The sequence below is a fragment of the Myxococcus guangdongensis genome (assembly GCF_024198255.1).
Taxonomy (GTDB): domain Bacteria; phylum Myxococcota; class Myxococcia; order Myxococcales; family Myxococcaceae; genus Myxococcus; species Myxococcus guangdongensis.
This window is the reverse complement of the sequence record NZ_JAJVKW010000010.1, coordinates 208,667-235,281: the sequence shown is the minus strand read 5'-3', so window position 1 is coordinate 235,281 and position 26,615 is coordinate 208,667. Positions and strand designations below refer to the sequence as shown.

16 protein-coding genes are annotated in these 26,615 nt (G+C 68.9%); 12 read left to right on the top strand and 4 right to left on the bottom strand.

What is annotated here, in order from left to right; all coding sequences use genetic code 11:
- Window positions 1-111 precede the first annotated feature (111 nt).
- From LXT21_RS28600 to LXT21_RS28585, 4 genes are all read left to right on the top strand, one after another.
- Window positions 112-1,566, top strand: a complete 1,455-nt coding sequence (locus tag LXT21_RS28600) for a PEGA domain-containing protein (protein ID WP_254041365.1) — start codon at window positions 112-114, stop codon at window positions 1,564-1,566.
- A gap of 130 nt (window positions 1,567-1,696) precedes the next feature.
- Window positions 1,697-3,118, top strand: a complete 1,422-nt coding sequence (locus tag LXT21_RS28595; RefSeq protein ID WP_254041364.1) for an IgA Peptidase M64 — start codon at window positions 1,697-1,699, stop codon at window positions 3,116-3,118.
- A gap of 128 nt (window positions 3,119-3,246) precedes the next feature.
- Window positions 3,247-6,036 carry an Ig-like domain-containing protein gene (locus LXT21_RS45235; protein WP_267145425.1) on the top strand — a complete coding sequence of 930 codons (2,790 nt, stop codon included), beginning with the start codon at window positions 3,247-3,249 and terminating at the stop codon, window positions 6,034-6,036.
- Window positions 6,037-6,197: 161 nt separating this feature from the next.
- Window positions 6,198-9,734: a putative Ig domain-containing protein gene (locus tag LXT21_RS28585; RefSeq protein WP_254041363.1), complete on the top strand. Its 3,537-nt coding sequence runs from the start codon at window positions 6,198-6,200 to the stop codon at window positions 9,732-9,734.
- Window positions 9,735-9,762: 28 nt separating this feature from the next.
- On the opposite strand, the gene LXT21_RS28580 is transcribed toward LXT21_RS28585, so the two are convergent.
- The 3 genes from LXT21_RS28580 to LXT21_RS28570 form a co-directional block, all read right to left on the bottom strand.
- The gene (locus tag LXT21_RS28580) at window positions 9,763-10,323 is read right to left on the bottom strand and encodes a hypothetical protein (protein ID WP_254041362.1); all 561 of its coding nucleotides are present in this window, start codon (window positions 10,321-10,323) and stop codon (window positions 9,763-9,765) included.
- 189 nt (window positions 10,324-10,512) lie between these two features.
- Window positions 10,513-10,890, bottom strand: coding sequence for a hypothetical protein (locus LXT21_RS28575; protein WP_141330793.1), 378 nt, complete (start codon window positions 10,888-10,890; stop codon window positions 10,513-10,515).
- Window positions 10,887-11,879, bottom strand: a complete 993-nt coding sequence (locus LXT21_RS28570; RefSeq protein ID WP_254041361.1) for a hypothetical protein — start codon at window positions 11,877-11,879, stop codon at window positions 10,887-10,889. The genes LXT21_RS28575 and LXT21_RS28570 overlap by 4 nt, the downstream gene beginning before the upstream one ends.
- A gap of 804 nt (window positions 11,880-12,683) precedes the next feature.
- On the opposite strand from LXT21_RS28570, the gene LXT21_RS28565 reads away from it, so the two are divergent.
- From LXT21_RS28565 to hxsC, 8 genes are read left to right on the top strand one after another with little or no spacing between them, the layout of a single operon-like run.
- The gene (locus LXT21_RS28565; RefSeq protein WP_254041360.1) at window positions 12,684-14,828 is read left to right on the top strand and encodes a tellurite resistance TerB family protein; all 2,145 of its coding nucleotides are present in this window, start codon (window positions 12,684-12,686) and stop codon (window positions 14,826-14,828) included.
- The gene (locus tag LXT21_RS28560; protein ID WP_254041359.1) at window positions 14,825-16,165 is read left to right on the top strand and encodes an ATP-binding protein; all 1,341 of its coding nucleotides are present in this window, start codon (window positions 14,825-14,827) and stop codon (window positions 16,163-16,165) included. Before LXT21_RS28565 ends, LXT21_RS28560 begins: the two co-directional genes overlap by 4 nt.
- Window positions 16,140-18,365, top strand: coding sequence for a DEAD/DEAH box helicase (locus LXT21_RS28555; protein ID WP_254041358.1), 2,226 nt, complete (start codon window positions 16,140-16,142; stop codon window positions 18,363-18,365). The genes LXT21_RS28560 and LXT21_RS28555 overlap by 26 nt, the downstream gene beginning before the upstream one ends.
- A 28-nt stretch (window positions 18,366-18,393) precedes the next feature.
- Window positions 18,394-20,631 (top strand): DnaJ-like cysteine-rich domain-containing protein, encoded by a 2,238-nt coding sequence (locus LXT21_RS28550; protein ID WP_254041357.1) that lies wholly within the window; start codon window positions 18,394-18,396, stop codon window positions 20,629-20,631.
- On the top strand, window positions 20,628-21,185 hold the full coding sequence (locus LXT21_RS28545; protein ID WP_254041356.1) for a peptidase associated/transthyretin-like domain-containing protein: 558 nt from the start codon (window positions 20,628-20,630) through the stop codon (window positions 21,183-21,185). The genes LXT21_RS28550 and LXT21_RS28545 overlap by 4 nt, the downstream gene beginning before the upstream one ends.
- An 11-nt stretch (window positions 21,186-21,196) precedes the next feature.
- Window positions 21,197-21,532, top strand: coding sequence for a His-Xaa-Ser system protein HxsD (hxsD, locus tag LXT21_RS28540; protein WP_254041355.1), 336 nt, complete (start codon window positions 21,197-21,199; stop codon window positions 21,530-21,532).
- Between the two features lie 14 nt (window positions 21,533-21,546).
- Window positions 21,547-22,989, top strand: coding sequence for a His-Xaa-Ser system radical SAM maturase HxsB (gene hxsB, locus LXT21_RS28535; protein ID WP_254041354.1), 1,443 nt, complete (start codon window positions 21,547-21,549; stop codon window positions 22,987-22,989).
- Window positions 22,990-22,992: 3 nt separating this feature from the next.
- Window positions 22,993-24,162: a His-Xaa-Ser system radical SAM maturase HxsC gene (gene hxsC, locus LXT21_RS28530; protein ID WP_254041353.1), complete on the top strand. Its 1,170-nt coding sequence runs from the start codon at window positions 22,993-22,995 to the stop codon at window positions 24,160-24,162.
- Window positions 24,163-24,170: 8 nt separating this feature from the next.
- On the opposite strand, the gene LXT21_RS28525 is transcribed toward hxsC, so the two are convergent.
- A complete protein-coding gene (locus LXT21_RS28525) occupies window positions 24,171-26,009 on the bottom strand; it encodes a hypothetical protein (RefSeq protein ID WP_254041352.1) in 1,839 nt (612 codons plus the stop codon).
- Window positions 26,010-26,615: the final 606 nt, after the last annotated feature.

The following is a 26,615-nucleotide window of genomic DNA, read 5'->3' as shown; positions in this document are numbered from 1 at the left end:
TCCTGGCAGCCACTCGGTACCACTCCACGGACCTTTCCGATGTCAGCTCTCCGATTCCTCATCTTTCTCATCGCGACACTTCCGGCACTCGGACTCGCGGCACCGCGGCGCATGGTCGTCGCGAGCGGCGACTGCAAGGACGCGGAGCTGGGCAGCCAGGCCAACGCGTTCCTCAGCGCCCTGGTGTCCCGCCCCGAGCAGGACGTCCTGAGCGCGGAGGGCTTCAGCGAGCGGCTCTTCCCGCAGCCCAGCAAGAGCTACGAAGACCTCCAGCGTCAGCTCGACTCGGCCCAGGACCACTTCTACGAGAACCGCAACGCCAAGGCGGCGCAGCTCGTCGACGAGGCGCTCCAGCAGATCAACCGGCTCCCCGTCGGCGAGGCACGTCGGAAGCTCTTCGTGAGCGCCCAGCTCCTGCACGGAATCAACTACCGGGCCATGACGCGACAGAAGGAGAGCGACACCGCGTTCCGCAACGTGCTCCGGCTTCAGCCCACATACGCGCTTGACCCCGACTACTTCGCGCCCTCGGTGCGGCAAGGCTTCGAGAAGTTGCGTCGGGAGATGAACCAGACTCGCAAGGTGAAGCTCTCGATTCGGTCCACCCTGCCGACCTCGGATGTCTATCTGGATGGTCTCAAGGTGGGCCAGTCGCCGATGACGCTCGATGTGCCGGCGGGCACCTATGACTTGACCGTGGTGAAGGGCGACGCCATCAGCTTCCCCCGGCAGATCCAGGCGCAAGGCGTGGACACGCCGCTGCTCGTCGACCTCGCCTACGAAGGCTCCATCATCGCCACGCCGTTCCCCTGCCTCACCACGACCGATGGCAGCGATGAGCGGACCCTCAGCCACGCGGTCCGTCTCGGTGGCACGCTCGGCGTCGAGGAGGTCATCGTCGTACGCCTGGAGCGCCCCAGCAGCGGGCCCAAGTGGTTCGCGGCCACCGTGCTCAATGTCGAGGGTGGCCAGAAGCTCCGTGAAGGTGGCTTCAAGACCCAGGGACTGGATGCCCCGGCGGAAGCACTCTCCGCGCTCGTCGACTTCGTGACCACGGGACGCTCCCCTTCCAACCTCGTGGTGATGAACTCCAATGGTCGCGCACCGTGGGAGCAGCCCAGTCCCCCGGACAAGAACGGAGCTCCCTCAGGGAACAGCCTGGATGTCAGCGCGCCGGACCGGCTCACGGAGAACGTCACGGGCACGGCTTCCCAATCCACGCCCGGACTGCGAGTGGCGTCCTACGTCCTGCTCGGTACAGGCGTGGCGGCGCTGGGCGGCGCGGGCGTGGTGCGGCTGCTCGCGCAGAAGGACGTGAACGATTTGGAGAAGCGGCTCGAGAACGGACGCATCCGCTCCACGGACCAGGAGTCCCTGCGCCTGCGAGACTCCCTCGTGCAGAAGAACAATCTCCTCACCGGGCTGCTCGTCGGTGGCGGTGCCGCTGCCGCAACGGGCGCCGTGCTCTTCCTGCTCTCCCCCTCGGCCGAGGCGCCTCCGCCTGTCTCCGTGGGAGTCGCCACGGATGGTGACGGTTTCTCCGCGAGCCTCTCCGGCACCTTCTGATTTTCGCGCCTTCATGACCTGGCGGATGCTCACTCGTGGAGTGAGCCCGCCATGCCTCCATGCGTCAGGAAGGCCGCGCTTTCGCGCACGTGGCGCGCCAGCCTCGCATCCGCGGCGTAGAGTGCCGCGCATGACGCGAGCCCTACTTGCCCTCCTGCTGCTGGTCACGAGCGCTTCCGCCGCGGCCCCTCGCACCCTCCGGGTGGATTACTTCCACACCGGTAACGCCACCGAGGAGCGCTTCAGCCTCGACAAGGTCGTCATCGAGCCGCTGCCCTGGCCGGGACATCCCCAGCGCACCATCGATGACACCAACCTCGGCAAGTACCTCTACGAGGTGAGGGACCGCGAAACGAACCAGCTCCTGTTCTCCCGCGGCTTCGCCTCCATCTATGGCGAGTGGGAGCTGACCACGGACGCGAAGAGCGAGAACCGCACCTTCCACGAGTCCCTGCGCTTCCCCACGCCCGAGCGCCCCGTGCAGGTGCTCGTGAAGAAGCGCGATGCACGCAACGCCTTCCGCGAGGTGTGGTCACTCATCGTCGACCCCAAGGGCATGTTCGTGGACCCGTCCTCGCCTCCCGCGCCGGGCCCGCTCCTGAAGCTCATGGAGAACGGACCCTCGGAGCAGAAGGTGGACCTGCTCATCCTCGGTGACGGCTACACCGAGGCCGAGCGCGGCAAGTTCGAGAAGGACGCCAAGCGGATGGTGGACATCCTCTTCACCTTCTCGCCCTTCAAGGAGCGCAAGGCCGACTTCAACGTCTGGGGGCTCGTCCCCGCCGCCACGCAGTCCGGCATCTCCCGGCCGTCCACCGGCGTCCACAAGCGCTCGCCCGTGGGCACCACGTATGACGCGTTCGGCAGCGAGCGCTACGTGCTCACCTTCGACAACAAGGCGTTCCGCGAGCTGTCCGCCTTCGCGCCCTACGAGTTCGTGGAAATCCTGTCCAACGGCAACACCTACGGAGGCGGAGGCATCTTCGGCCTCTACGGCACGGTGGCGTCCGACAGCCTGTGGGCGCCCTACGTCTTCGTCCACGAGTTCGGCCACCACTTCGCGGGGCTCGCGGACGAGTACTACACCTCCGAGTCCGTCTACGTCCCCAGCGAGGACCGCCTGGAGCCGTGGGAGAAGAACGTCACCGCCCTCAAGGACCCCGAGCAGCTCAAGTGGAAGCACCTGGTGACGACTGGGACACCCTTGCCCACCCCTTGGGGCAAGGAGGCCTACGAGAACCACTCCAACGACGTGCAGAAGCGCCGCCGCCAGGTCCGCGCCCAGCGCAAGCCGGAGTCGGAGATGGACTCGCTCTTCATCGCCCAGCGCGACTGGGAGGAGAAGTTCCTCTCCTCCCAGAAGTACTCGGGCAAGGTGGGTGCCTTCGAGGGAGCGAACTACGAGGCGCGTGGGTATTACCGACCCCAGCTCGACTGCGTCATGTTCACCCGCGACCGCGTGCCCTTCTGCGCGGTGTGTCAGAGCGCGATTTCACAGGTCATCGACTTGTACGCGGGTCAACGCGGCCAGACACCCCGCAAGACTCCGTGAAAGCCTGACTTTTCAAGGGAATCCTGCGTGACATGGCGGTGTCACGCGGGCCCCGCAATGGACCCTCTCCGGGTTCGGGTGTAATGGGGCGGGGTTACTACCTGTCGCATCCCAATGGAGGGGACCGCATGCTGAAGCGAAATTGGCTTCCAGCTCTCATGACCGCCGTGTTCGTCACGCTGGGCACGGGCTGTGGAGATGAGTGCGTCGACCAGTTTGACTGTCGCGCCGACAATGGCCAACCGAGTGAGGGCAATGAGTGGGTCTGTGAGGACGGCACCTGCAAGCAGGAGCCCGTCACCCAGCCGCCGACGCCCGATGCGGGCACGCCGGACTCGGGAACCCCGGACTCCGGCACGCCGGACTCGGGGACTCCGGACTCGGGGACTCCGGACTCGGGGACTCCGGACGCGGGCGTGACCTGCAGCCCGGCTTGCGCCACGGGTGAGATTTGCGATGTGAGCTCCGGCACGGGCGTGTGCAAGACCTGCCGCGACACGGCCACGGGCAACGGCACCGACCAGGGCTGCTCCGCCACGGCGCCCATCTGCGACCCCTCCGGTGCGAGCGGCAAGGGCGTGTGCACGGCGTGCCGTGACACCGCCACGGGCAGCGGCCAGGACAACGGCTGCTCCGCCGAGACGCCGGTTTGCGACCCCGCCGGCAACAACGGCGTGGGCATCTGCAAGGCGTGCACGGACTCCGCGACGGGCAACGGCCAGGACAACGGCTGCTCCGCCACGGCGCCCATCTGCGACGCGGCGGCCAACAACGGCGCGGGCGCGTGCAAGGTCTGCATGGACTCGGCGACGAGCCCCGACCTGGGCTGCTCCTCGCCCACCAACATCTGCGACACGGCGGCCAACAACGGCGCGGGTGAGTGCAAGGTGTGCAACGCCACCGAGGGTTGCCAGGGTGAGCAGACGTGCAACGCCACGGGCACCGCCTGCGAGGGCTGCGCGGACAACGCCTCGTGCGACCCGGCGACCCCGGTCTGCCGCACGGACACCACGCCGACGGCGTGCGTCGAGTGCACCGCGGACCAGACCGCGCACTGCGATGCGACCAAGCCGGCCTGCAACGCGAACTACCTGTGCGGCTGCTCGACGAACGAGCAGTGCGCCGGCGTGCCGGACAGCGCCCGCGACTTCTGCGACACGACGGGCAACAACGGCCGTGGCCAGTGCGAGGTCTGCGTCACCGACGCGCAGTGCGCGGGTGTCGACCCGACGAAGCCGGTCTGCAACAACCGCACGGCGTGCGTGCAGTGTCTGACGAACGCGCACTGCGCGGCGAGCCAGGTCTGCAACACGACGAGCAACGCGTGCGAGGCGGCTCCGGGCCCGACGGCGGCGGATACCAGCGAACAGATTAGGACGTTCCTCACCGCAGCAGCCGGTGCTCTCAGCCATCCCATCAACGGTGCGTACGTCACGTTCATCAAGCCCGCTGTGCCGGGGCAGGCGGCCTCGGAGCAGGTGGGCTTCTTCCTCCAGGCGGAGCCCAATGGTCCAGCGATGTTGGTCACCGATGCAGCGGCACTGAGCCAAGTTTCCGTGGGCGACCGCGTCAGCCTGACCGTCACCGAGAAGGCGGTCAACAACGCGATCAAGGAGGCCAAGACGGTCACGAACTTCACCCGTCTCAGCCAGGGACATGGCGTGAGTTCGCTCGTCGTTGACCGCTCTGGTGCGACCGACCTCGTCGCTGGGCTCGACACTTACGAGTACGAGTTCGTCTCACTCACTGGAACCATCGCTGATGGTGGTACTGACCAGGGAGCTGGCTTCATTGGCTTCACGTTCACCACAACGGGCCAGACTGCCGCTTCGAACGCCCTGCGGGCCCGTCTGCCGACGAGTCTCGCGCGGTCGCTCGACGTCACCATCGGCTGCCAGTTCCGCCTCATGGGCCCCATGTGGCGGTTCAACAACAACGCCCAGCCTTCGGCGTTCGCCGCGTCTGACTTCACCATCATCGAGTGCCCGGCCCCCAAGCTGACCGCCGCCGCGGGCACCGCAGCCACGACGGTCACGCTGACGTTCGACCGGAACATCGCCCAGGACAGCATCACCAACGCGGCCAGCCAGTTCACCTTCTCCAACGGGCTCATGGCCACGGGCGCCCAGGTAACGGGGCGCCAGGTCGCGGTGACCACGACGGACCAGACGGCGGGCGCCGCGTACACGGTCACCGTCGCCAACACCGTGACGGACTCGCGGGGTGTTGGAGTGGCTGCCTCGAACAGCACGGCGAACTTCACGGGCTTCCGTGTCGTCGCGGTGTTGCGCATCACCGAGGTTCAGCCGAACGGGCCGAGCAGCAGAGACCTGGTCGAGCTGCAGGTTCTTCAGAGTGGAACCACGGACGGTCTGGTGCTCCAGCAGGACATCAACTCGCCTGCAACTCTCCTGACGTTCCCGAATGTCACCGTGGCCCAGGGCGACATCATCGTCGTCCACATCAACGAGGCCACTGCGTACGTGGGCGAGACCACGGCCAAGGACCAGTTCCCCAAGAGCGCAACGCCGGCGAACTACGACAACGCCTGGGACTTCAAGGGCGGCACGACGGGCATCACGTTCTCGAACCGTCTCCTGCTGGTCAAGGATGCCTCCGGAGCGATTCAGGACGCGGCTGCGTTCGCACGCACGACCGGAACTCCTCCTTCGGCGTTCCCCACGAACCTGCAGGCCCTCCAGGCTACGGGACAGTGGCTGCCTGCGGACTGTGGTGGCGCGCTCTGCACCTACACGTCGACCCCTACGGCGGTGGCGGTCTCTGCTGACTGGAACGACATTCCGACGACACAGGTCACCCCGGACACGGTCACCATCCGCCGCGTCAGCGCGACGGACACCAACACTGCGGCGGATTGGGCCATCGGTCCTTCGTCGTGGGGCGTCGCGAATCCGTAGTCTGATTCTCTGTTCCTGAGACACCGGGCCGCGGTCCCTTCGGGGACCGCGGCCTTTTCTTGTCCGGCTCCCGGTACCCTTGAATCCATGTCATTCCCGGGGAGTACAGTGTTGACTTCACCACGGAGCAATTCTTCCAGCTCCGACGGACCGGAGTCTCCATGCGGTTACGCCGCACCCTTTCGCTGCTGCTCGTTCTCTCCCTCGCAGCCTGCTCCAGCTCCCCGCCACCAAAGCTGCCTGACACGCCCGACTCGGGCCCGGGCCCTTCCGATGGCGGCGGCAATCACCTCTCCTTCCAGACCACCTCGCTCCCCGACGCGTACCTCGGTGAGTCGTACTCCACGCCCCTCGTCGCCTCCGGCGGCACCGCGCCCCTCATCTGGCGTCTCGCCAGCGGTGAGCTGCCCTCTGGCTTGAGCTTCTCCGCCCAGGGGCTCGTCTCCGGCACCCCCGCCGCCGTCGGCACCTTCTCCGCCACCTTCCAGGTCGACGACGGCTCCGGCGCTCGCATCTCCAAGCAGCTCGAGCTCACCGTCCTCACCCCGCCGACACTCGCCAACGCGAACCTGTCGCTCGGTGTCGTCGGCGCCCCGTACTCGTTCACCTTCACGGCCTCGGGCGGACGCCCTCCTCTGTCCCTCCATGTCGCCTCGGGCACCCTGCCCGCGGGCCTCCGCCTCGAGGCCCTGTCGCTCGCCGGCACGCCCACCGCCGCGGGCACGTCGTCCTTCACCCTCGAAGCCCGTGACGCCAACAACCGCTCGGCCTCCGCCGCCTTCCAGCTCACCGTCCGCGACGGCCTCACCATCACCGCCACACACCTCCCCGATGCCTATACGGACAGGACCTACGCCCAGGCCCTCACCGCGCTCGGCGGCAAGGCGCCGTACACGTGGACGCTCGTCAGCGGCACGCTGCCTCCCGGACTGAGCCTCCGTGACTCGGGCAACCTCGAAGGCACTCCCACCACGTCGGGCGACTTCCCACTCGTCCTCCGCGTCACGGACTCCGCCGGCGCCACGGACTCGCGTGAGGTCTCGCTCTCGACGTATCTACCCCCCACGCTTGCCGCCGTTCCCGCGCTGAGCCTCTACGTCCAGGACAACGTCACCCGCCCCCTCTCGGCCTCCCAGGGCAAGCCCCCGTACGTGTTCACCACGACAGGGCCGCTGCCTCCCGGAATCACCCTCGCTCGCGAGGGGCTCCTCCACGGCCAGCCCACCCAGAGCGGCGCCTTCACCTTCAACGTCGTCGCCAGTGACGCCAACAGCCGCACCATCTCCGTCTCCGTCTCCGTCTCCGTCTCCGCGCTGCCCACCATCACCACGCAGACCCTCCCCGAGGCGACGCGCGGCATCGCCTATCAACACACCCTCGGCGCCACCGGTGGACAGGGCACCCTGGCATGGACGCTCGCCTCCGGTGCGCTCCCCTCGGGCATCTCCCTGTCGACCCAAGGCGCGCTGAGCGGCACGCCCTCGACCACGGGCTCCCACGCGGTCACCCTGCGCGTCTCCGACGCGAATGGACGCACCGACAGCCGCGCCCTCGCGCTCGTCGTCGAGGCGCCGCTCTCCCTGAGCGGCACGCTCGCGGATGGCTACGCGGGCACCTCGTACTCCAGCTCCGTCACCGCGGCGGGCGGCCGCGCGCCCCTCGCCTGGAGCATCGCCTCGGGCGCGCTGCCCTCGGGACTCACCCTCGCACCGGAGAACGGGCTCGTCTCCGGCACCCTCGCCCCCAGCGCCACCTCCTCCACCGTCACCCTTCGCGCCACCGACGCCGCCAGTCGCTCCGCCACACATCAGGCCACGGTCGCCGTCTACGCGCTCCCCACCGTCACCACGGACCTGCTGCCGCCCGCCACACTCGGACAGCCGTACTCGACCCAGCTCGCCGCCTCCGGTGGCAAGACGCCCATCACCTGGAGCATCGCCTCGGGCGCGCTGCCCTCGGGCCTGAGCCTCTCCGCGTCCGGCGGCATCAGCGGCACCACGAATGCGAGCGCCACCACCTTCACCGCGCGCGCCACCGACGCCAACGGCCGCTTCGCGGACAAGGGCCTCTCGGTCACCACCATCGCCCCGCCTCCCGCGGTGACGACCGCGACCCTGCCCGACGCCACCGTGGGCCAGGCCTACTCCGTCACCCTCGCCGCGACCGGTGGCCAGGCGCCCCTGCGGTGGAGCACCTCGAGCACCCTGCCCGCGGGGCTCTCGCTCTCCACGACGGGGACCCTCTCCGGCACGCCCACCACGGCGGGCACTCCGCGCATCACGTTCGTGGTGACCGACAGCCGGGACACCTTCGCCTCACGCGAGCTGCCGCTCAAAATCCTCCCCGCGGGAGTCGAAATCGCCGTGGGCCACTGGAACCTCGAGTGGTTCGGCTCGGATACCCAGGGACCTCCGAACTCCACCTCTCCGGGTGGCACGCTCGATGACCTGCAGATCTCCCACACCCGCGACATCCTGCGCACCACCGGCGCCAACATCTGGGGGCTCGTCGAGGTCGTCGACAGCCAGGACTTCGCGACCCTGCTCGCGCAGCTCCCCAACTACTCCGGCTTCATCTCCAATGACACGAGCCGCGTCCCCAACGCCGGCAGCATCTACACCGCGAGTGGACAGAAGCTGGCCATCCTCTACGACGACAGCGTCACCTTCCAGAGCGCCGAGCTCATCCTCGTGGATGTCGCCAACCGCTTTGGCGGACGCCCTCCCCTGCGCGTCAACTTCACCCTGCGCGGGACGACCACGCCCCTCACCGTCATCGTCCTGCACATGAAGGCGTCCGCGGACGAGTACTCACATGGGCTCCGCACCGACGCGAGCGCCAGCCTCAAGTACTACCTCGAGGACCACCCCGTGGAGCGCCTGTTCGTCATCGGAGACTGGAATGACGACCTGGACGAGTCCATCACCACCGTCGCGGGCATCCCCAAGCCCACGCCCTACGAGAACTTCGTCTCCGATTCGCGCTACACCTTCATCACCCGAGCCCTGACGAGTCGCTCGGAGAGCACCACCACCGGCTACTCCGAAACCATCGACCACACGCTCGTCAACGCGAGCGTCGCCGGGTCCTTCGTCCCCAGCTCGCTGAAGGTCGTCCGGCCCACGGACATTCCCGACTACGGCAACGTCGTCAGCGACCACTACCCGGTCATCAGCCGCTATGCCTTTGGCGGGGCGCCGCCGCCGGCGCCGATGGTCATCATCAACGAGGTCCTCGCCAACGAGCCCTCCACCCCGAATGGCAACGGCACCTCCACGCCGGACCCCGATTACGAGTTCATCGAGCTGGTCAACCTCGGCACGACCCCCGTCGACCTGTCGGGGTGGACCTTGTCGGATGCCGCCAGCGTCCGTCATGTCTTCGGCAACGGGACGCTCGTGCCCGCGGGCGGGGCGTATGTCGTCTTCGGAGGCAATCGCGGCTACACGCCCGGGACACCGAACACCGTGTCCGCGTCGTCCGGGACGCTCGGGCTCAACAACACCAGCGATTCGGTGTACCTGCGTGCACTGGACTCGGCCACCGTGGACCAGTTGAGCTACACGGCCACCGAGGACGACATCTCCATCAATCGCTCGCCCGACACCCAGGCCGGCGCGCCCTTCGTCCGCCATCCCCAGCTCAACCCCGCGCTCCGTTCGTCTCCCGGACGGCGCGCGAATGGTGCGGCGTTCTGAGCTGACGATGCGTCCTGGGTGAGCATCGTCAGCGAGGCAGCGTGGAGGAGTCACCTCCACGCTGCTCGCCCGATGCTCGCCCTCTGCGCCCCTCGCGCTCGGTGGAGATGTCCCGAGGTGGGCTCACCTCCACGTCCACCTCGCGCGCGACCCAGCCGCCAGGGCTGTCGTCGTAGGCCACCTTGACGGCGTCGCCCTCTCGCATCGACGCCAGGCCCACCGCGTTCCCGTTCAACCGCAGTCGGGTATCGGGGACGACCCCGATGTCCTGCTCCACGCCCGCTCCGTCGCGGACGAGCAGCTCGTTGTCCCCCACCCACGTCACCCGGCCGTGCAGGATGCCCGTGGGCTCGGCGCGTCCCGAGCCCCCCACGCCCTGAGCATCCGGTCCCTTCAGGGCCTCGGGGTCTGGCGCCTTCTCACGCGAGGCCATCAGGTCGCGCCAGAACGCCGAGCGCATCTCACGGTTCTTCGCGGAGGGAGTGCCTTCGCCACCTCCTCCTGTGTCCTCGGGACGCTCGCAGCTCACGCCCCAGACGCCCAGCAGGAGCCCCAGGGCCCAGCCCTTGACCCGGCGTTTGCGGTCCATCGTCGCGGCCTCCCCATGCGTGTCGTTCCAGACCCGAACCCACACCTCCGGCGCATCCGCTGCTTCCGCGTCAACATGTGAACGCTCCAGGCAGCCGAGAACCCCGCGTCCCCGCGCACCGGCCTCACAGGTCCAGGGGCAGGCAGGCAGCCCCCCGCGCGCATGGCTCCCTCGCGTGGACTTCGTCCCTCAGAACTTCCACTCCGTCTCCTTGCCGAGCGCCGCGCGCGTCGCCGCCACATCCCGCAGCGCCTTGAAGGGCGAGGCGTCCGCCAGCTTCACGACCGACTCCAGGACCGCGGCCGCCATCCCCACGTTGTCGCTCGCGATGGCTCCGTCCAGGCGCTCGAAGAGCTGTCGGAAGTTCTCCCGTCGCTCGTCGAAGCTGCGGTCCAGGTAGTCCATGAGCACGTCGCGCATGGCGTGGATGTGCTCGACATCCACGCGGGACTGCTCACGCAGCCGGGTCTGCTCCGTGCGCTCCTTCTGGATGTCGCGCACGCAGTCGGCCACCACCTGGATGCCCGTCAGCACGTCCTTCAGCGACAGCTCCGTCTTCAGCGTCATGACGTCCCCCGTTGGAGCAGGCCACGCGACTGCTCCAGCAAGGTCTCCAGTTGGGTGTTCAGGTCTCCGCCGTCGGCGAAGAGGGGCATCCGCATCAGCTCGCTCTGGGCCTTCACCAACTGCATCGCGGTGGCGAACCGGGCCAGGTGGACATCGTCCTCCGCGTCGAACCGTCCGCCCAGCGCCCACAACGCGTCGAGGGCTCGACCCGCGCGTTCGTCGAGCGCGCCCAGCACTCCGCTCAACTCCTCCACGCGCGTGCACGCCCGTGCCAGCAGCGCGATGGCCGCGTCGATGGACGCGACCTGGGCGTCGACCTCCTCCGCGTAGGCGATGGCCTTCGTCTTCGCCTTCTCCCCCTGATGGGCGAGGACGAAGCCGACCACGGCCACGGCGGGGGCCACCGCGATGCCTCCGAGGACCACGGTGCCTCCCGCCACGCCCAGGCCTCCCGAGGCGAGCGAGCCGCCTCCCAGCCACGCCAGCAAGGCGCTGTTGGCCGCGGCGCCGGAGAGCCCCGACATCGCGGCGCCCGTCCCCGCGGTGGCGAAGGTGGTGACCAGGCCCGTGGTCAGCGCACTCGCGCCCGCACCCGTGACGGCCGCCGCCACCGAGCCCGAGAGGGTGCCGCCCGCCTCCAGGTACTGCGCGGCGAACAGCCGGACCTCCTCCCGACTCACGCCGACCGTCCCCAGGCGCTCGAGCGCCTCCAGGCGCGCCTTCTGACTCAACTGCTCGAGGAAATCGAAGAGCCGGCGGAAGGTCGTGGTGATGATGCCGTCGCGCCGAGCGGACAGCGCATCGAGTTGCTGCTGCAGCACGCCCCGAGCACCGTCCAACCGCCGGACCGCGTCCTGATGGCGGGCCTCCGCCTCTTCGCCAATGTCCTTGGCGTCCTTCATGCTGTCGATTCCGTCGTAGCCTTTCTTGGCGCCGTAACCAATAAGACCTGCAAGTAGAAACGCGGCGGGAATGAGCGGCAGTGGCATCACACACCTCGGCAATCAAAACCCAGCCATGAGCAAGGGGCCGCAATCCGCGACACCTTTCGGCCCCACGCTGGGTCATGCCCACCCCGATGGGAATACCACCCCGGGGTGAGGCTCCGCAGGGCCCTTTGCCTCACGCTCGTGCTTGCAACCCACTATCATTCGTCTCACGGATAGAGCCAGACGTGAGCGGTCGCCGTCCTCAGGCGCCGGGCGGGGAGCAACACAATGGAGGTATGGATTCGGGCGCTGCCGACCCTGGTGGCCGCCGCTCAGTCAGACCGAGTCGGGGGCCCTCTGTGCTGCATGGTCATGCTCGGGCTGGGCGCGTGGGGTGGCATTGTCTGGCTCAACAAGGTCAATGCCCGCTGGAAGGCCTCGCAGCAGGCGCGGTCCGGCGTCGTGACCGCCGCTGTCCCTTCCCCTGCTCCAGCGGCTTCCTCGCCTGGTTCGTCCACCATTGCCCTGCGCTTCGAGCGCGTGAGCGCGCCCCGGGTCTCACCCGGGCTCAAGGTTCGTATCGCGGATGAGCCACGGACGGTGGTGAAGAGCTCCACCGAGCCGCTCGCGCAGGCTGTCTCCACACCGACGGCATCACGTATCGAGCCGATGCGGTCGGCGCGCGCCGTCATCGCTCCAGCGCCGCCCTCCTCGATTGGGAAACCCGTCGAGCACGCACCGCGTGCGCCTTCGCCTCTCGTTCCGACCTGGACGCCGAGCGAGCCCACGCCCCTCGAGCGCAGTGTGCTGTCGGATCCCTCGCCGACCCGGAAACCTGTTGAGCCCGCCCCCACCATCGAGACCGTGCAGCGCGTCGCCTCCGTGCAGCCCCTCGGACCTGCGTCCGCGCCTGACTCCACGCTGTCTCCCGTGGCTGCGCAGAAGACGGAGTGGATTGCTCCGGGCCAGTCGATCGAGGTCGCGGGCTACACGCTCAAGGATGGAATGGTCTACGTGGGCTCGCGCCTGCGCGCGGTGAAGACCCCGAGTGTTGAACCGGCCCTCATCAACCCCAAGCTCGAGGTCGCGTCCCGCCCCAATCGCGGTGTCCAGGGCTTGCGGTACTGGCCCTCGTACTCGGACCTCTCGCCCGCCTCCCGCGCGGGATACCTCGCATGGCTCGCGGATGGACGACGTCAGCCTGGAATCGATATCGGTTTCGTCTTCCTGTTCTTCTACGGACTGGAACGGCGCGTGCTCCACGAGCTGGGCACCGAACCCGATGCGCGCGCCGAGGCCCGGCTCATCGAAGACGAAGTCCAAGGGCTCCTCGATGTCTACGGGGAGAACCACTCCTTCGCCAACTATGCCTCGGCCTTCCTCGATGTCCTGCGCGTGCGTCGCACCAGCGAGGATGGATTGCTGAAGGAGTCTCCCGCAGTCTGGCTGCGCAACGCCGGCTCCGCGTCGTTCGACGTGCGCATGGCCGCGGGCACGGCCGCCACTCGGGCGCTCCCACTCCCCGCGGATTGGGCCCTCGTCTGGGCCGTGGAGACCCATGTCACCCGGCTGCGCACGCCCGCCACTCGCTGCCCCGAGGAGTTCCAGGCGCTCTTCCGTGCGCGCTACCAACGTGACCACGGCGCGGGCATCGTCCCTCGCGCCCTGAAATCGAAGGTCGAGGCCCGCTACAACCCCGCGAGCGCATCCTTCGGCGGCCCGGTGCGCCTGGCCTCGGCCTCCATCAACGAAGCCTCCGAGACCTCCCTCAAGCCCGTGCGCGCGCTCATCGAGGAGTGCTGCGAATCGCTCGAGTCCTACAGTCGCTGGGTGGGGAAGAACCCCGACGCGCGCAACAGCATGAGCGCCCTCGCCCTGCTTCCTCCCGAGCTCGCCGCCTCCATCGACGGAGGCTCGGACGTGCAGGCACTCCGCGCGCTGCTGCGCCAATCCCTCGGGAACAACCCCTCCGCTCCTGTGCCCGCGACGGACCTCCTGAAGCACTGGCCCACCGCGACCCTCGGCAAGCTCACCAAGGCCGAGGCCGTGGGCCTGGCCCAGGCCCTGGAGAAGCTGGGCCACGGCATGGAGCCCGACCCTCGCATGGGCGGCGCCGTGCTCTCCCCGGACGAGTCCGCGTGGCTCTTCCCGCTGCCTCCCGATTCACCGAGCGCCCCTTCGGCGAGCTACCTGTCCGCGCTCGCGATGCTCCACCTCGCCGCCGCCGTGGCCACCGCCGATGGCACCGTCTCCACCGACGAAGTCCATCGCATGGAGGCCCTCGTCGAAGCCGCGCAGGGACTGCTCTCCTCCGAAAAGGTCCGGCTCCACGCCCATGTGTCCTGGTTGCTCGCGCGCCCCGCCTCCAGCGCGGGCCACAAGAAGCGCGTGGAGGCGCTGACACCCGAGGCTCGCACGTCGCTCGGAAACCTCCTGGTCGAGGTCGCCGTGGCCGACGGCACCGTGTCACCCCAGGAGCTCAAGACGCTGTCGAAGCTCTACGCCATGCTGGGGCTCGACGAGAGCAGCGTCTACTCGCGCGTCCACGCCGCCACCGCGTCACGCCCCGCGACCGAGCCCGTCCCCATGCGACTGGCCGGTGCCCCCGAGCAGGGATTCGCCATCCCCGCCCCACCTCCCGAGAAGGGCGAGCGGGTGGCGCTCGACATGCGCAGCGTCCAGGCGAAGCTCGCGGAGACCGCCGCGGTCTCCAGCCTCCTGGGGAGCATCTTCTCCGAGGAGGAGCCACCCCCTCCCGCGCCCCCGCCGACGCAGGCAGGTATCGCGGGCCTCGATGCCCTCCACACGTCCCTCCTGCGCGCGCTCGTCGCGAAGCCCGAGTGGCCCCGCTCGGAGGTGGAGAAGCTGGCCAGCGGGCTCGGCCTGCTTCCGGAGGGCGCGCTGGATGTCATCAACGACGCGGCGTTCGAGGTGTGCGGCGAGCCCATCCTCGAGGGCGACGAGACCCTTCAGCTCAATGAACAGGCGATCAAGGAGATGATGTCATGACGGACGCGACGCCCCAGGGACGCATCAGGCCGAAGGACCGGGACGCCATCGTCCAGTCGCTGCGCGCGGGCGTCGTGCCTCGCGTGGGACAGCAGCACATCCAGGTCGGTCGCGCCGAGGAGGTCCGCGCCCTCGTCCGCGACGTGGAGCGCATCGCCGAGGGCGGCAGCGCCATCCGCTTCGTCATCGGCGAGTACGGCTCCGGCAAGACGTTCTTCCTCAACCTCGTCCGCTCCATCGCCCTGGAGAAGCGGCTGGTCACCCTGCACGCGGACCTCAACCCCGACCGGCGCCTGCACGCGACGGACGGCAAGGCCCGCAGCCTCTACGCGGAGCTGATGCGCAACCTGGCCACCCGGGCCCGTCCCGAGGGCGGCGCGCTCGCCAGCGTCGTGGAGCGCTTCGTCTCCAGCGCCCTCACCGACGCCAAGGCGCGTGAGCTGAACCCCGAGGTCGTCATCCGCGAGAAGCTCGCCGCACTGTCGGAGCTGGTGGGCGGCTACGACTTCGCGGAGGTCATCGCCGCCTACTGGCGCGGCCACGACACGGGCAACGAGGTGCTCAAGGCCGACGCCGTGAAGTGGCTGCGCGGCGAGTTCTCCACGCGCACCGATGCCCGCAAGGCGCTCGGCGTGCGCACCATCATCGACGACGCGGATGTCTACGACCAGCTCAAGCTCCTGGCGCGCTTCGTCCGCCTGTCCGGCTACGACGGGTTGATGGTGTGTCTGGATGAGCTGGTCAATCTCTACAAGATGGCCAACACCAAGGCCCGCGCGTCCAACTACGAGCAGATCCTCCGCATCCTCAACGACTGTCTCCAGGGCAGCGCCGAGGGCCTGGGCTTCATCCTGGGAGGAACGCCCGAGTTCCTCATGGACACCCGCCGCGGCCTCTACAGCTACGAGGCCCTCCAGTCGCGCCTCGCGCAGAACACCTTCGCCGTGGGCAACCTGGTCGACTACAGCTCCCCGGTCCTCCGGCTGGCCAACCTCACCCCCGAGGACCTCTACGTCCTGCTCACCAAGCTGCGGCACGTCTACTCCGCGGGAGATGCGTCCGCGCAGCGCCTGCCCGACGAGGGACTCCACGGCTTCATGACCCACTGCTCGGAGCGCATCGGCGAGGCGTACTTCCGCACGCCCCGCAGCACCGTGACGGCGTTCATCAACCTGCTGGCCGTGCTCGAACAGAACCCGGGCGCGGATTGGAAGGAGCTGCTCGGCGGCGTGGAGTTCGCCACGGACCTCAATCCCGACCTGGCGCCCCTGAGCGAGACGGAGGCGGGGGCCCCCGCGGCCGGAGCGGATGATGAGCTCGAATCCTTCAAGCTCTGACCCGGGCGGCGCCGCGTCGAGCGCCTTCCATCGACTGCACCCCCAGGTGCGGCGCTGGGTGTGGACCCAGGGGTGGAAGGAGCTGCGCGGCATCCAGGAGGCCGCCATCGTCCCCCTCCTCGAGGGGACGCAGGACGTCATCCTCTCCGCGTCGACGGCGAGCGGGAAGACGGAGGCCGCCTTCCTGCCCATCTGCAGCCGACTGGCGGAGGACGCCGGCGGCAGCGTGCGCGCCATCTACGTGGGTCCGCTCAAGGCGCTCATCAACGACCAGTTCGAGCGACTCGACGGGCTCTGCGAGGGGCTGCGCATCCCCGTGCACCGGTGGCATGGCGATGTGTCCCAAGGCCACAAGGCCCGGCTGCTCCAGTCCCCCGCGGGAATCCTCCTCATCACGCCCGAGTCACTCGAGGCGCTCTTCATCCGCCAGGGCTCCGCGCTCGCCGGACTGTTCTCCGGACTGGAGCACATCGTCATCGACGAGCTGCATGCCTTCATCGGCACCGAGCGGGGCTGTCAGCTCCAGTCGCTCCTGCACCGTGTCGAGCTGAGCCTGCGGCGCACCGTGCCGCGCGTGGGCCTCAGCGCCACCCTGGGCGACATGTCGCTGGCCGCGGAGTTCCTGCGGCCCGGCGCGGGCGCGAAGGTCCGGCTGTGCAACTCCGACTCGGGCGGCGGCGAGCTGCTCCTCCAGCTCCGGGGCTATCGCAAGCGCGCGCCCGATGCTCGCGCAGAAGAAGACGAGGAGCCCACGGACGACATGCCCGAGGACGAGCACGACGTGGGGGCGCACCTCTTCAAGACGCTGCGCGGGACGCACAACCTGGTGTTCGCCAACAGTCGCGCGAACGTCGAGCTGTACGCGGACCTCCTGCGTCGCAGGTGCGAAGACGCGCGGCTGCCCAACGAGTTCTTCCCGCACCACGGCAACCTGTCCAAGGAGCTGCGCGAGGAGGCGGAGGCCGCGCTCAAGGCGAAGCAGCGCCCCGTGAGCCTCGTGTGCACGACGACGCTGGAGATGGGCATCGACGTGGGCTCCGTGCAGAGCATCGCGCAGGTGGGCGTGCCGCCCTCGGTGTCCAGCCTCCGTCAGCGACTGGGGCGCAGCGGACGCAAGGGCGGCCCCGCCGTGCTCCGGCTGTATCTTCAAGAAGCGGAGCTGACGGACACCAGTCCCCTGCCGGACCAGCTTCGGGTGCGGCTGGTCCAGTCGGTGGCGATGCTGGAGCTGCTGCTGACGAGCTGGTTCGAGCCTCCCGCGTCGGGCGCCTTCCACTTCTCCACGCTGGTGCAGCAGTTGCTCTCGCTCATCGCCCAGCACGGGGGCGTCAAGGCGGGCGAGGCCTTCCTGGCGCTGTGCCACGAAGGTCCCTTCGCGAAGGTGTCACGCGAGGACTTCGTGCGCTTCCTGCGCGGGCTGGGGCAGCGGGAGCTGCTCTCGCAGTCCTCGGATGGGACGTTGCTGTTGGGCCGCGTGGGGGAGCGGCTCGTCAACCACTACAGCTTCTATGCGGCCTTCGCCTCGGTGGAGGAGTTCCGGCTGGTGGCCGAAGGCCGCACGCTGGGCACGATGCCCATCGACCAGCCGCTCTTCGTCGGCACGTACCTCATCTTCGGTGGACGACGGTGGCGCGTGCTCGCCGTGCAGGGCGACGAGAAGGTCGTGGAGCTGGAGCCCGCGCCCGCGGGACGCGTGCCCGTCTTCGAGCCCACCGGTGTCGGCCGCGTGCATGACCGCGTCCGGGAGCAGATGCGCGCCATCTATGCCGGTGAGGGGCTGCCTCGCTACCTGGATGCGCGGGCGCTGGAGCTGCTCGCGGAGGCTCGGGCGAACTTCAAACGATGGCGGCTCGCCGAGCGCTCCATCGTGGCCTCGGGGATGGAGGTCCATGTCTTCCCGTGGGCCGGTGACGCGGTGGTGCACACGCTGGCGCTCGCGCTCCAGGCCCGTGGGTTGTCGGTGCAGACGCTGGGGCCCGTGTTGAGCGTGGCGGGACCGCAAGCCGACGTGGAGAGCGCCCTGCGCGCGCTGGTGGCGGAGGGGCCGCCTCGGGCCGAGTCCCTCACGCGCCAGGTGGTGAACATGGCGCTCGAGAAACATGACGGCTTCGTGCCGGAGGACCTGCTCGCTCGCGATTACGCCGCTCGGCATCTGGATGTCGAGGGCGCGTGGCGTGTTGCCCGGCAGGTGTTGCAGTGATGCGTCTTCTGATGAGGCCTTGTCGCCCATGAGCCTTCCGTCCCAGCAACCCCAGACCATCGACCCGATGCCTCCCGTGGACGCGGAGGCCATCCAGCAGGCCGCGGTCCAGGCCTTCGTCGAGTGGACCCGGCGACTGCCCGTGCCGCCTCCGAACCCGAAGGACTTCATCCGCGCCGTGGAGCCAAAGGCACGCAGGGCGGCCCGGCTCTACTCCGTCATCACGGAGCGGCAGGTGGTGTGGAAGAAGGGCGCGCCGCAGGGCTCGCCGGACGTCACGGGGTTGAGGCGACAGTCGGACAGCGTCGACCCCTGGGCCGAGACCCACGCGAGCCTGCGCGAGAGCAGCCTCTCCATCCTCGCGTGCTCGCCGTGTGGAAGCAGAGGCACGGTCTCCTGCCCCAACTGCGCCGGCAGGGAGGTCGTCCAGTGCTCCAACTGCGGGGGCTCGCGGAAGGCCTACGGCCATGCGTCGAACGGCTCGCGCCGACTCATGAACTGCAGGTCGTGCAGCGCGAAGGGGACGGTTCCCTGCCCTTCCTGTCGCTCGGGACGGGTGAACTGCTCGGCGTGTCACGGGCGCGGCCGCGAACAGCATTGGCTCGAGTTCGTCGAGTCGGTGCGCTTCGACTTCCTGGTGCTGTCCGAGGAGGAGGAGCTGCGCCGACTCGTGTGGACGAAGACGGACATGGAGAAGGACGCGAAGCTCGTGGGGGACATCAGCGCGAATGGCGTGCTCGCGCAGGAGAAGGTCTCGCTCCATCTCCCCGAGGACTGGGTCCACCAGCACTGGGGGAAGACCCAGGTCAAACTCAAGCCCCGGGAGCGCATCACCAGCCAGAGCTTCCAGGTGTTCGAGGTCCCCGCCGCGCGCGTCTCCTATTCCATCGCGGACGCGCCTCCCACGACGATTGAGTTCGAGGGTCAGCGGATGCTCGCGCCACCGCCTTCCGCGGACCGGCAGTTCACGGCGCGCGGTCGGAAGGTCCAGGCGGTGCGCGGGCTCCTGCTCGCGTTGGCCTTGGGGATTCCGCTGCTCTACATCCTGCGCGGCGCCTACTTCTGGAACGGCCTGCTGGTGTTCATGAGCGTGTTCCTCGGCGTGTCCGCGATTCTGGCCGAGCACTTCGTGCGGGATTGGACCCTGGGACGGAAGGGTCGGGCACGCGGCTGGGGCATCGGCGCGGCGGTGTCCGCGCTCCCCGTCACCGTCCTGGCGATGGTCTCGGAGCCGAGCCTCCAGGATGCACGGCAGCACATGTCGGAGGGACGCCTCGACGACGCGCAGACGGAGCTGCAGGCGCTGGGCGAGCCCGAGTCACCCGAGCTCCAGCAGGCCTGGGCGGACCTGCACCTGGCCCATGCGCTCCGTGAGCAGAACGTGGACGAGGTCGTCAAGGATGCCCTCGCCATGGCGCCGAACGCACCCGAGCGGGCGAAGGTCGAACAACACCTCCTGTCCCTCACCCGTCAGCAGGCCCTCGCCTCTCTCGAGCGCAAGGACGTGGCCTCCGCCTCGACGGTGCTCGCCTCCGCGCAGCCCGTGCTCGCGCGGAGCTTCTCGAGGGACCTCGGCGAGCTGACCGCGCGCCTCCATGACACGGAGCACGCGGCCTGCTCCACGGACCCCTGCCGATGGAAGGCGCTCTTCGCCGCGTACACCGCCCAGCCCACGCCGAGCCGCGAGCGGCTCATCGGACAGCTGAGCACTGCGCTCCAGGAGCAACTGACGCCCAAGCCGCGTCCCAAGGCCGCCACCCTGGACTGGGTCCTCCACCTCCACAAGACGACCGCGCTCGCCGCCGAAATGGCGGACACGCCACACGACCCACAGGTGTCGGTCCGCGCGAATCAGGCCCTCACCTGGGCCCGGGAGGAGCGGGAGCAGATTCCGCTCATCGGCGCGGAGCGCGAGGTGGCCATCGCCCTGCTCCAACTGACGGCCAGCAGTCACCCGAACATCCTGTCGAAGACCACGGAGTCCGTCTCCCTCTCGTGCGAGCTGCGGGACGGGCGCTGCGTGGGCGCGTACCTGGCCGGCTCGGACAAGGAGTCCCGCGTGCTCAACAACCTGAAGCGCACGCCCGTGACGAAGGAGCTGCTCTCACGCGTCCTGGGGCATCCCGTCGAGCTGCCCGCGCCGCCCCAGCCTCGTGGAGGCAAGCCCCCCACGCAGACGACCTGGAAGGATGGCCGCGTGACGCTCGTGGCGAGATGGAACGGCATCTACCTGATGGAGCTGCGCGTCGGTGAGGTGAAGCCATGAACCCGAAGCCTCCCCGGCTGCTCTCCGTCAGCGCGGCGCTCATGGGACTGCTCGGGGGCGCGGCGCCCTCGGGGCTGCTCGTGCCCGGCATCGAGCTCCAGGTCGCCCAACCCACGTGGAGGCGGCGCAACGAAGAGGACTCGCGCGACGAGCTGCTCCTCGTCGTCCCGCCCACCCATGGGCAGATACTGCTCGCGGGTCATCGCTCGCACCGCTCCCACTCCTCGCACCGCAGCCACTACTCCGGCAGCAGGAACCGGAGCTACGGCGGCGGCGGAGGCGGCTACTACGTCCCCTCCGCCGAGCCCGCGACACCTCCGCCCCCCAAGCTCACGCTCCCTCCACCGCCCAAGCCCGCGACGGTGTCCTTCGTCGCCTTCCCTGGCGGACGCATCTTCGTCGACGACAAGCCCGCGGGGCAGGACGTGACCACCCTCATGCGTCTGGCGGCGGGCAAGCACACGGTCCGCATCGAGAACCGCTTCCTCGGCACCACCACCGTCGAGGTGGACCTGGTCGAAGGGCAGACCGGCGACGTCACCATCGAATGGTGAGGAGCAGACACGTGACGACGGACACCGACCTCATCTTCCGCGACGGCGCCGTGCAGGCCGTCCTCGACCTGCGCGTCTATCGACTCGCGGCGATACAGAAGTCCGCGTACCGCTTCGCCGACCGGTGCACCGCGGTGCTCGGCTCGCCCGACGCGGACCGGATTCCCCTCCGCTTCCTCTTCGCGCCCGCCGTCACCGAGCAGGACGCGCTCGAGACGGTGCGGCTGTTCTTCCAGGAGCTGTTGGACCAGGAGCTGCGCGAGCAGGTGGGCGATGAGACCCGCGCCCTGCGGGCGTTGATTGTCGCGCAGGCCTTCTCGCGCACCGGCCTGATTCGCCAGGACTGAGGTCGACGCACGCCATGTTCCATGACCGCTCCCGGTACCAGTCCACCCAGGGCTACCAGCTCGCGCCCCTGCGCTTCAGCAAGCTGGATGACGCCCGCTACGTCGTGACGAACGACGTGGGCGAGTACGTCGTGCTCCCTCGACACGAGCTGTTCGACTTCCTCCGTCACGCGCTGCCACCGCACCGCGAGGCCTACAAGGCGCTCAAGTCGCGGCACTTCCTGTTCGACGAGCACTCCCGCGTGGCGCTGGAGTTGCTCGCGCTGAAGTACCGCACCCGCGCCGAGCAGCTCGCGAACTTCACCGGCCTGCACATCTTCGTGGTCACCCTGCGCTGCGACCACTCCTGCGCGTACTGCCAGGTGTCCCGGCAAGCGGAGGGCGCCCTCGAGTTCGACATGTCGCAGGAGCACGCGGACCGCGCGCTCGACTTCATGTTCCGCAGCCCATCCCCCACCCTCAAGGTCGAGTTCCAGGGTGGAGAGCCGCTGCTCCACTTCGAGCGCATCCGGTACATCGTCGAGCGCGCCAAGGCCCTGAACCTGGTGCACCGCCGCGACCTCCAGTTCGTCATCGCCAGCAACCTCTCCCGCCTCACCGACGAGGTGCTCGGCTTCTGCCGCGAGCACGGCGTGCTGCTCTCGACCTCCCTCGATGGCCCCGAGGACCTGCACAACACCCAGCGCCCCGTGCGCGGCGGAGACAGCCACCGACGCACGTGCGAGGCGATTCACCGGGCACGACAGGCGCTCGGTCCGGACGCCGTCTCCGCGCTGATGACCACGACACAGGCGAGCCTCACGCGCGTCGAGGACATCATCGACGAGTACGTGCGCCTGGGCTTCCACGGCATCTTCCTCAGGAACATCAGCCCCTATGGGTTCGCCGTCCGCGGACGCGCCTCACGCCAGTACGACGTCTCGGCGTGGGTGGAGTTCTACCAGCGCGGGCTCGCGCACATCCTTCGCATCAACGAGCAGGGCTACCCGCTCCAGGAGGAGTACACCGCCATCCTGTTGCAGAAGCTCTTCTCACCCCGGGGCTCGGCGTACGTCGACCTCCAGTCGCCCGCGGGCATCGGCATCGGCGCGCTCGTCTACAACTACGACGGCGCGGTGTACGCCTCCGACGAGGGGCGGATGCTCGCGGAGATGGGTGACTTCTCCTTCCGACTGGGCCACCTCTCGCACGACTCCTACGAGTCCATCATGACGTCCGACACGCTCCTGGCCCACCTGAGCGACACCATGCCGGAGGGCGTGCCCATGTGCGGCGACTGCGCCTTCCTCCCCTACTGTGGCGCGGACCCCGTCTTCCATCAGGCGACGATGAAGGACGCCGTCGGACACAAGGCGTTCAGCGCCTTCTGCCAGAAGCAGATGAGCGTGCTGCGCCACCTCATCGGACTGCTCGAGGATGACGCCCGCGCTCGCGACATCCTCATGGGGTGGCGCTGAGCCATGCCCGCCCTGGACCTCGCCTCGGCCGGACTGACGGCCCTCTCGACGCGCTCCTCCGAGCCTTTCATCGCCCGCCTCCGGGAGCACCTGGACGACGCGTCCTCCCTCCGTGAGCAGGAGGTGCTCCTCGTGCGGCGTCCCACGGAGTCACTGCCCCCGGGCTTCCGTGGGTACCTGCTGTGGGACGAGGGCCTCGTAAGCCGCAGCGCGGCCCCGGGGGACACCTACGTCCTGCCTCCGAACCTGCGCTACCTCGCGGAGGGGGACGTGGTGCGCCTCCATCCCGAGCGCGGCGCCCTGTCGACGCTGTACCGCCGCGCCTCTGCGTCGAACACCTTCCTGGTCACGGAGCGCTGCGACAACAATTGCCTGATGTGCTCCCAGCCGCCTCGCAAGCAGGACGACTCCTGGCTCGTGGACGAGCTGATGCAGGCGCTCCCGCTCATCTCCCCGGAGACGCGCGAGCTCGGCATCACCGGCGGCGAGCCGAGCCTGCTCAAGGGCCGCCTCGTCGAGCTGCTCGCGCGGATGAAGCACCACCTGCCGCGAACCGCGGTCCACCTCCTCACCAACGGGCGCGGCTTCGCGAACCCCGAGCTGGCGCGCGCGGTGGCGGACGTCCAGCACCCCGACCTCATGCTGGGCATCCCGCTCTATTCGGACCTGCCCGAGGAGCACGACTACGTCGTCCAGGCCCTGGGCGCCTTCGACGAGACGGTCCGAGGCATCCTCCACCTCAAGCGCTCCCGGGTGCGCGTGGAGCTGCGCTGCGTGGTCCACGCGCAGACGTACGCGCGCCTGCCCCAGCTCGCGGAGTTCATCGCGCGCAACCTGGCCTTCGTCGACCACGTCGCGCTGATGGGCCTGGAGTTGATGGGGTTCGCCAAGACGAACCTCGGCCTGCTCTGGATGGACCCGCTCGACTACCCGTCCCAGCTCACCGCGGCGGTCCGCACGTTGAGCCGCGCGGGGCTGGAGACGTCCCTCTACAACCACCCGCTGTGCACCCTGCCCGGCGAGCTGCACCCCTTCGCGCGCAAGAGCATCTCCGACTGGAAGAACCTCTACGCCGAGGACTGCGAGCGCTGCACCCGCCGGGAGGACTGCGGCGGGTTGTTCGCCTCGGGCCTCGTCAAGCGGAGCCGAGGCATCCAGCCCTTCTTGGACTGAAAGGGCGCCTACGCGACGGACGCCGTCCGCCCGGTGAACGGGCACACCGCGCCCGCGGCCGACGGAGGAGCCCCCACCGGCGTCAGCCTCGTCCCCTCCGGCGAGTTGTCGATGTCCACGCCGAACTCGTCCCGGAGCACGTCCAGCAGGTACGGCAGCACGCCGACGGTGCCCGCGCGCATGCGGTGGTGGAGCGACAGGTCCTTGTTGGTGAACCGCCGCTCCGGATGCGGCCGCCGCAGGAGCGCGTTGGTCTCCCGCTGCACGTTCTCCAGCGCCAGCAGCGCCGAGCGCTCCAGCGTCAGGTACTCCGCCACCGCGTCCGCGATGGCCTCCGCCTGCGTCCCGAAGGCGTCACCCACCTTCGCGCGCACCAGGGCGCTCAGCCCCTTGCGCGTGTGTTCGAACACCGCGTCGTGCACGGGCGTGAAGATGTCCTTCAGGTGGACCCGCGACGCCTCCTGGAAGGTGCTCATGCCCCGCTGCGCGCGGTCGAACATCTCGATGTAGCGCGCCTCCGCCCAGTCGCGCTGGGTGGCCGTGTGCAGCCGCGTGGGCCGCATCATCTCGAAGTCCTTCTTCAGGCGCGCCTGCAGCCCGCTCCAGAAGTCACCCTCCTTCGACGCGACGGCCTGGGCCACCTCGCGGACCTGCTCGTACGCGCGACACATGTAGCTCCACAGGTTGAACTGGAGCGAGTAGAGCTGCAGTCCCAGCTGCCCGTAGTCCACGCCCGGGACGATGTCCTTCTCCCACTCGAAGGCCATGGGCTCCTCGTTCGCCACCGGCCGGCCGTCCATCAGCGTCTGGAAGTACTCGTCCACCAGGTTCGGCGGCCCCGCGCACACGCCTCGGTTGGACAGGTAGTGGTTGTCGCGGTCCGTCACGTACAGCAGCTCCGCGGACGAGATGGGCGAGTCGTAGGTGAGCGGCTCCTCCGGCAGGAAGAGCATGTACGCGGCCACCATCCGCACGCCGTCCGTCACGCGGTAGATGTTGGAGAGCACCGGGTCCAGCTGCCCGTTGGGCACCGGGTCGTTCGCGCGCATCAACATGTACGAGGGCACCGCGAGCACCGCGCACGCCACCGCGTGCAAATCCCCCATCCGCCAGCGCCCGTCCGGGAGCACCGTGTCGGGGCGCAGGAACGCCTGCCGCACCGCGCGCACCGCGTGCATCATCGGCTTCCAGTGGCGCATCATCGACTTGAGCGCCGTCACGTTCATGGGCGCGTTGTTGCGGTAGCGGCTCCCGGCGAAGTGGCAGGCCTTGAATTCGGTGTCCATCTTCATGCGCATCTGCTCGGGGAAGGTGTTGCTCTCCCCGACGTGCCGCCCCTCGGTGTCGAGCGCGGGGTGCGCGATGCGATACACCGGCAGCACCGCCTCCAGGAACCCCAGCGCCAGGGGCCGCCCCGTCAGCTCGCGCATCACCTCCGGGGCGTCCGGGTTCCACCACACGGGCTGGGCGGGCGCGTCCCGCTTCGCCTCCATCGCCAGGTACTTGCGGTGGGACTCGCTCTCGAAGGCGAGCGTCGGGGCCTCGCGCGTGACGACGCCCTCCTCCAGCAGCGCCTCGAGCAGCTCCTTCACGCGCTCCCAGGGATACGGCTCGCCCGTCGTCCACTTCGTGGCGTTGCCCGCCATGAAGGAGTCCTCCAGGCACAGCTGCTCCCCGAAGGAGTGCAGGTCCTGCTCCTCGATGGAGATCTCCCGGGTGCCGTAATAGATGTGCAGCTCGCGCACGCCCTCGGGCGTGGTCAGGTACTCCTTGATGAAGCGACGCCTCAGCGGCACGTACAGCGTCTCGTGAGGGTCCACCGACACCGGCACCGAGTCCTGGCTCACGCGAATGCTCCTGACGGGTCCTGAAAGAAAAACAGCCGCCAGCGGCCCGTGCACAGGCCACCGGCGACCGATTCAGCTCACCAACCCCACCTCAGATGTCGAGGGGCGCGGCGATGATGACGCCACCACCACAGCCACGACCGCCGCTGCCCGCGGCAATCGGCCCAGCACGAACGCGCGTCTTGATCTTCATGGACTGCTCCTCGTGTGAGTGAGACGTGATTTCCGATTCACGCGAAGCACAACCCTCGCGGACCCGGAGTCACAATCAAAACCAATCCGAATCTTGAGGTCAAGTTGCACCAGTCACCCGAACACCCGTCGCGGAAACGCCTGACGCGATGCCCCGCAATCACTGTCCCAGGTGCTGGAATTCCAGCCACGAAGTCACGAATACGAGAATATCGAGTATTGACCGATGTGGCCGAATCGCATCGGGACCTGTGTGTCCCGTCGGGTGACTGGCATTTCTCGGCCGGCGTGAAACGCAGTGCGGCAAGACGGGCCGCGCGACGGCGCGCCGAAAGACGACGACCGCCGACGGACCGTGCACGGTCCGCCGACGGCCGAGGCGTGACGACGGGAAACCGCTCAGATGTCGAGGGG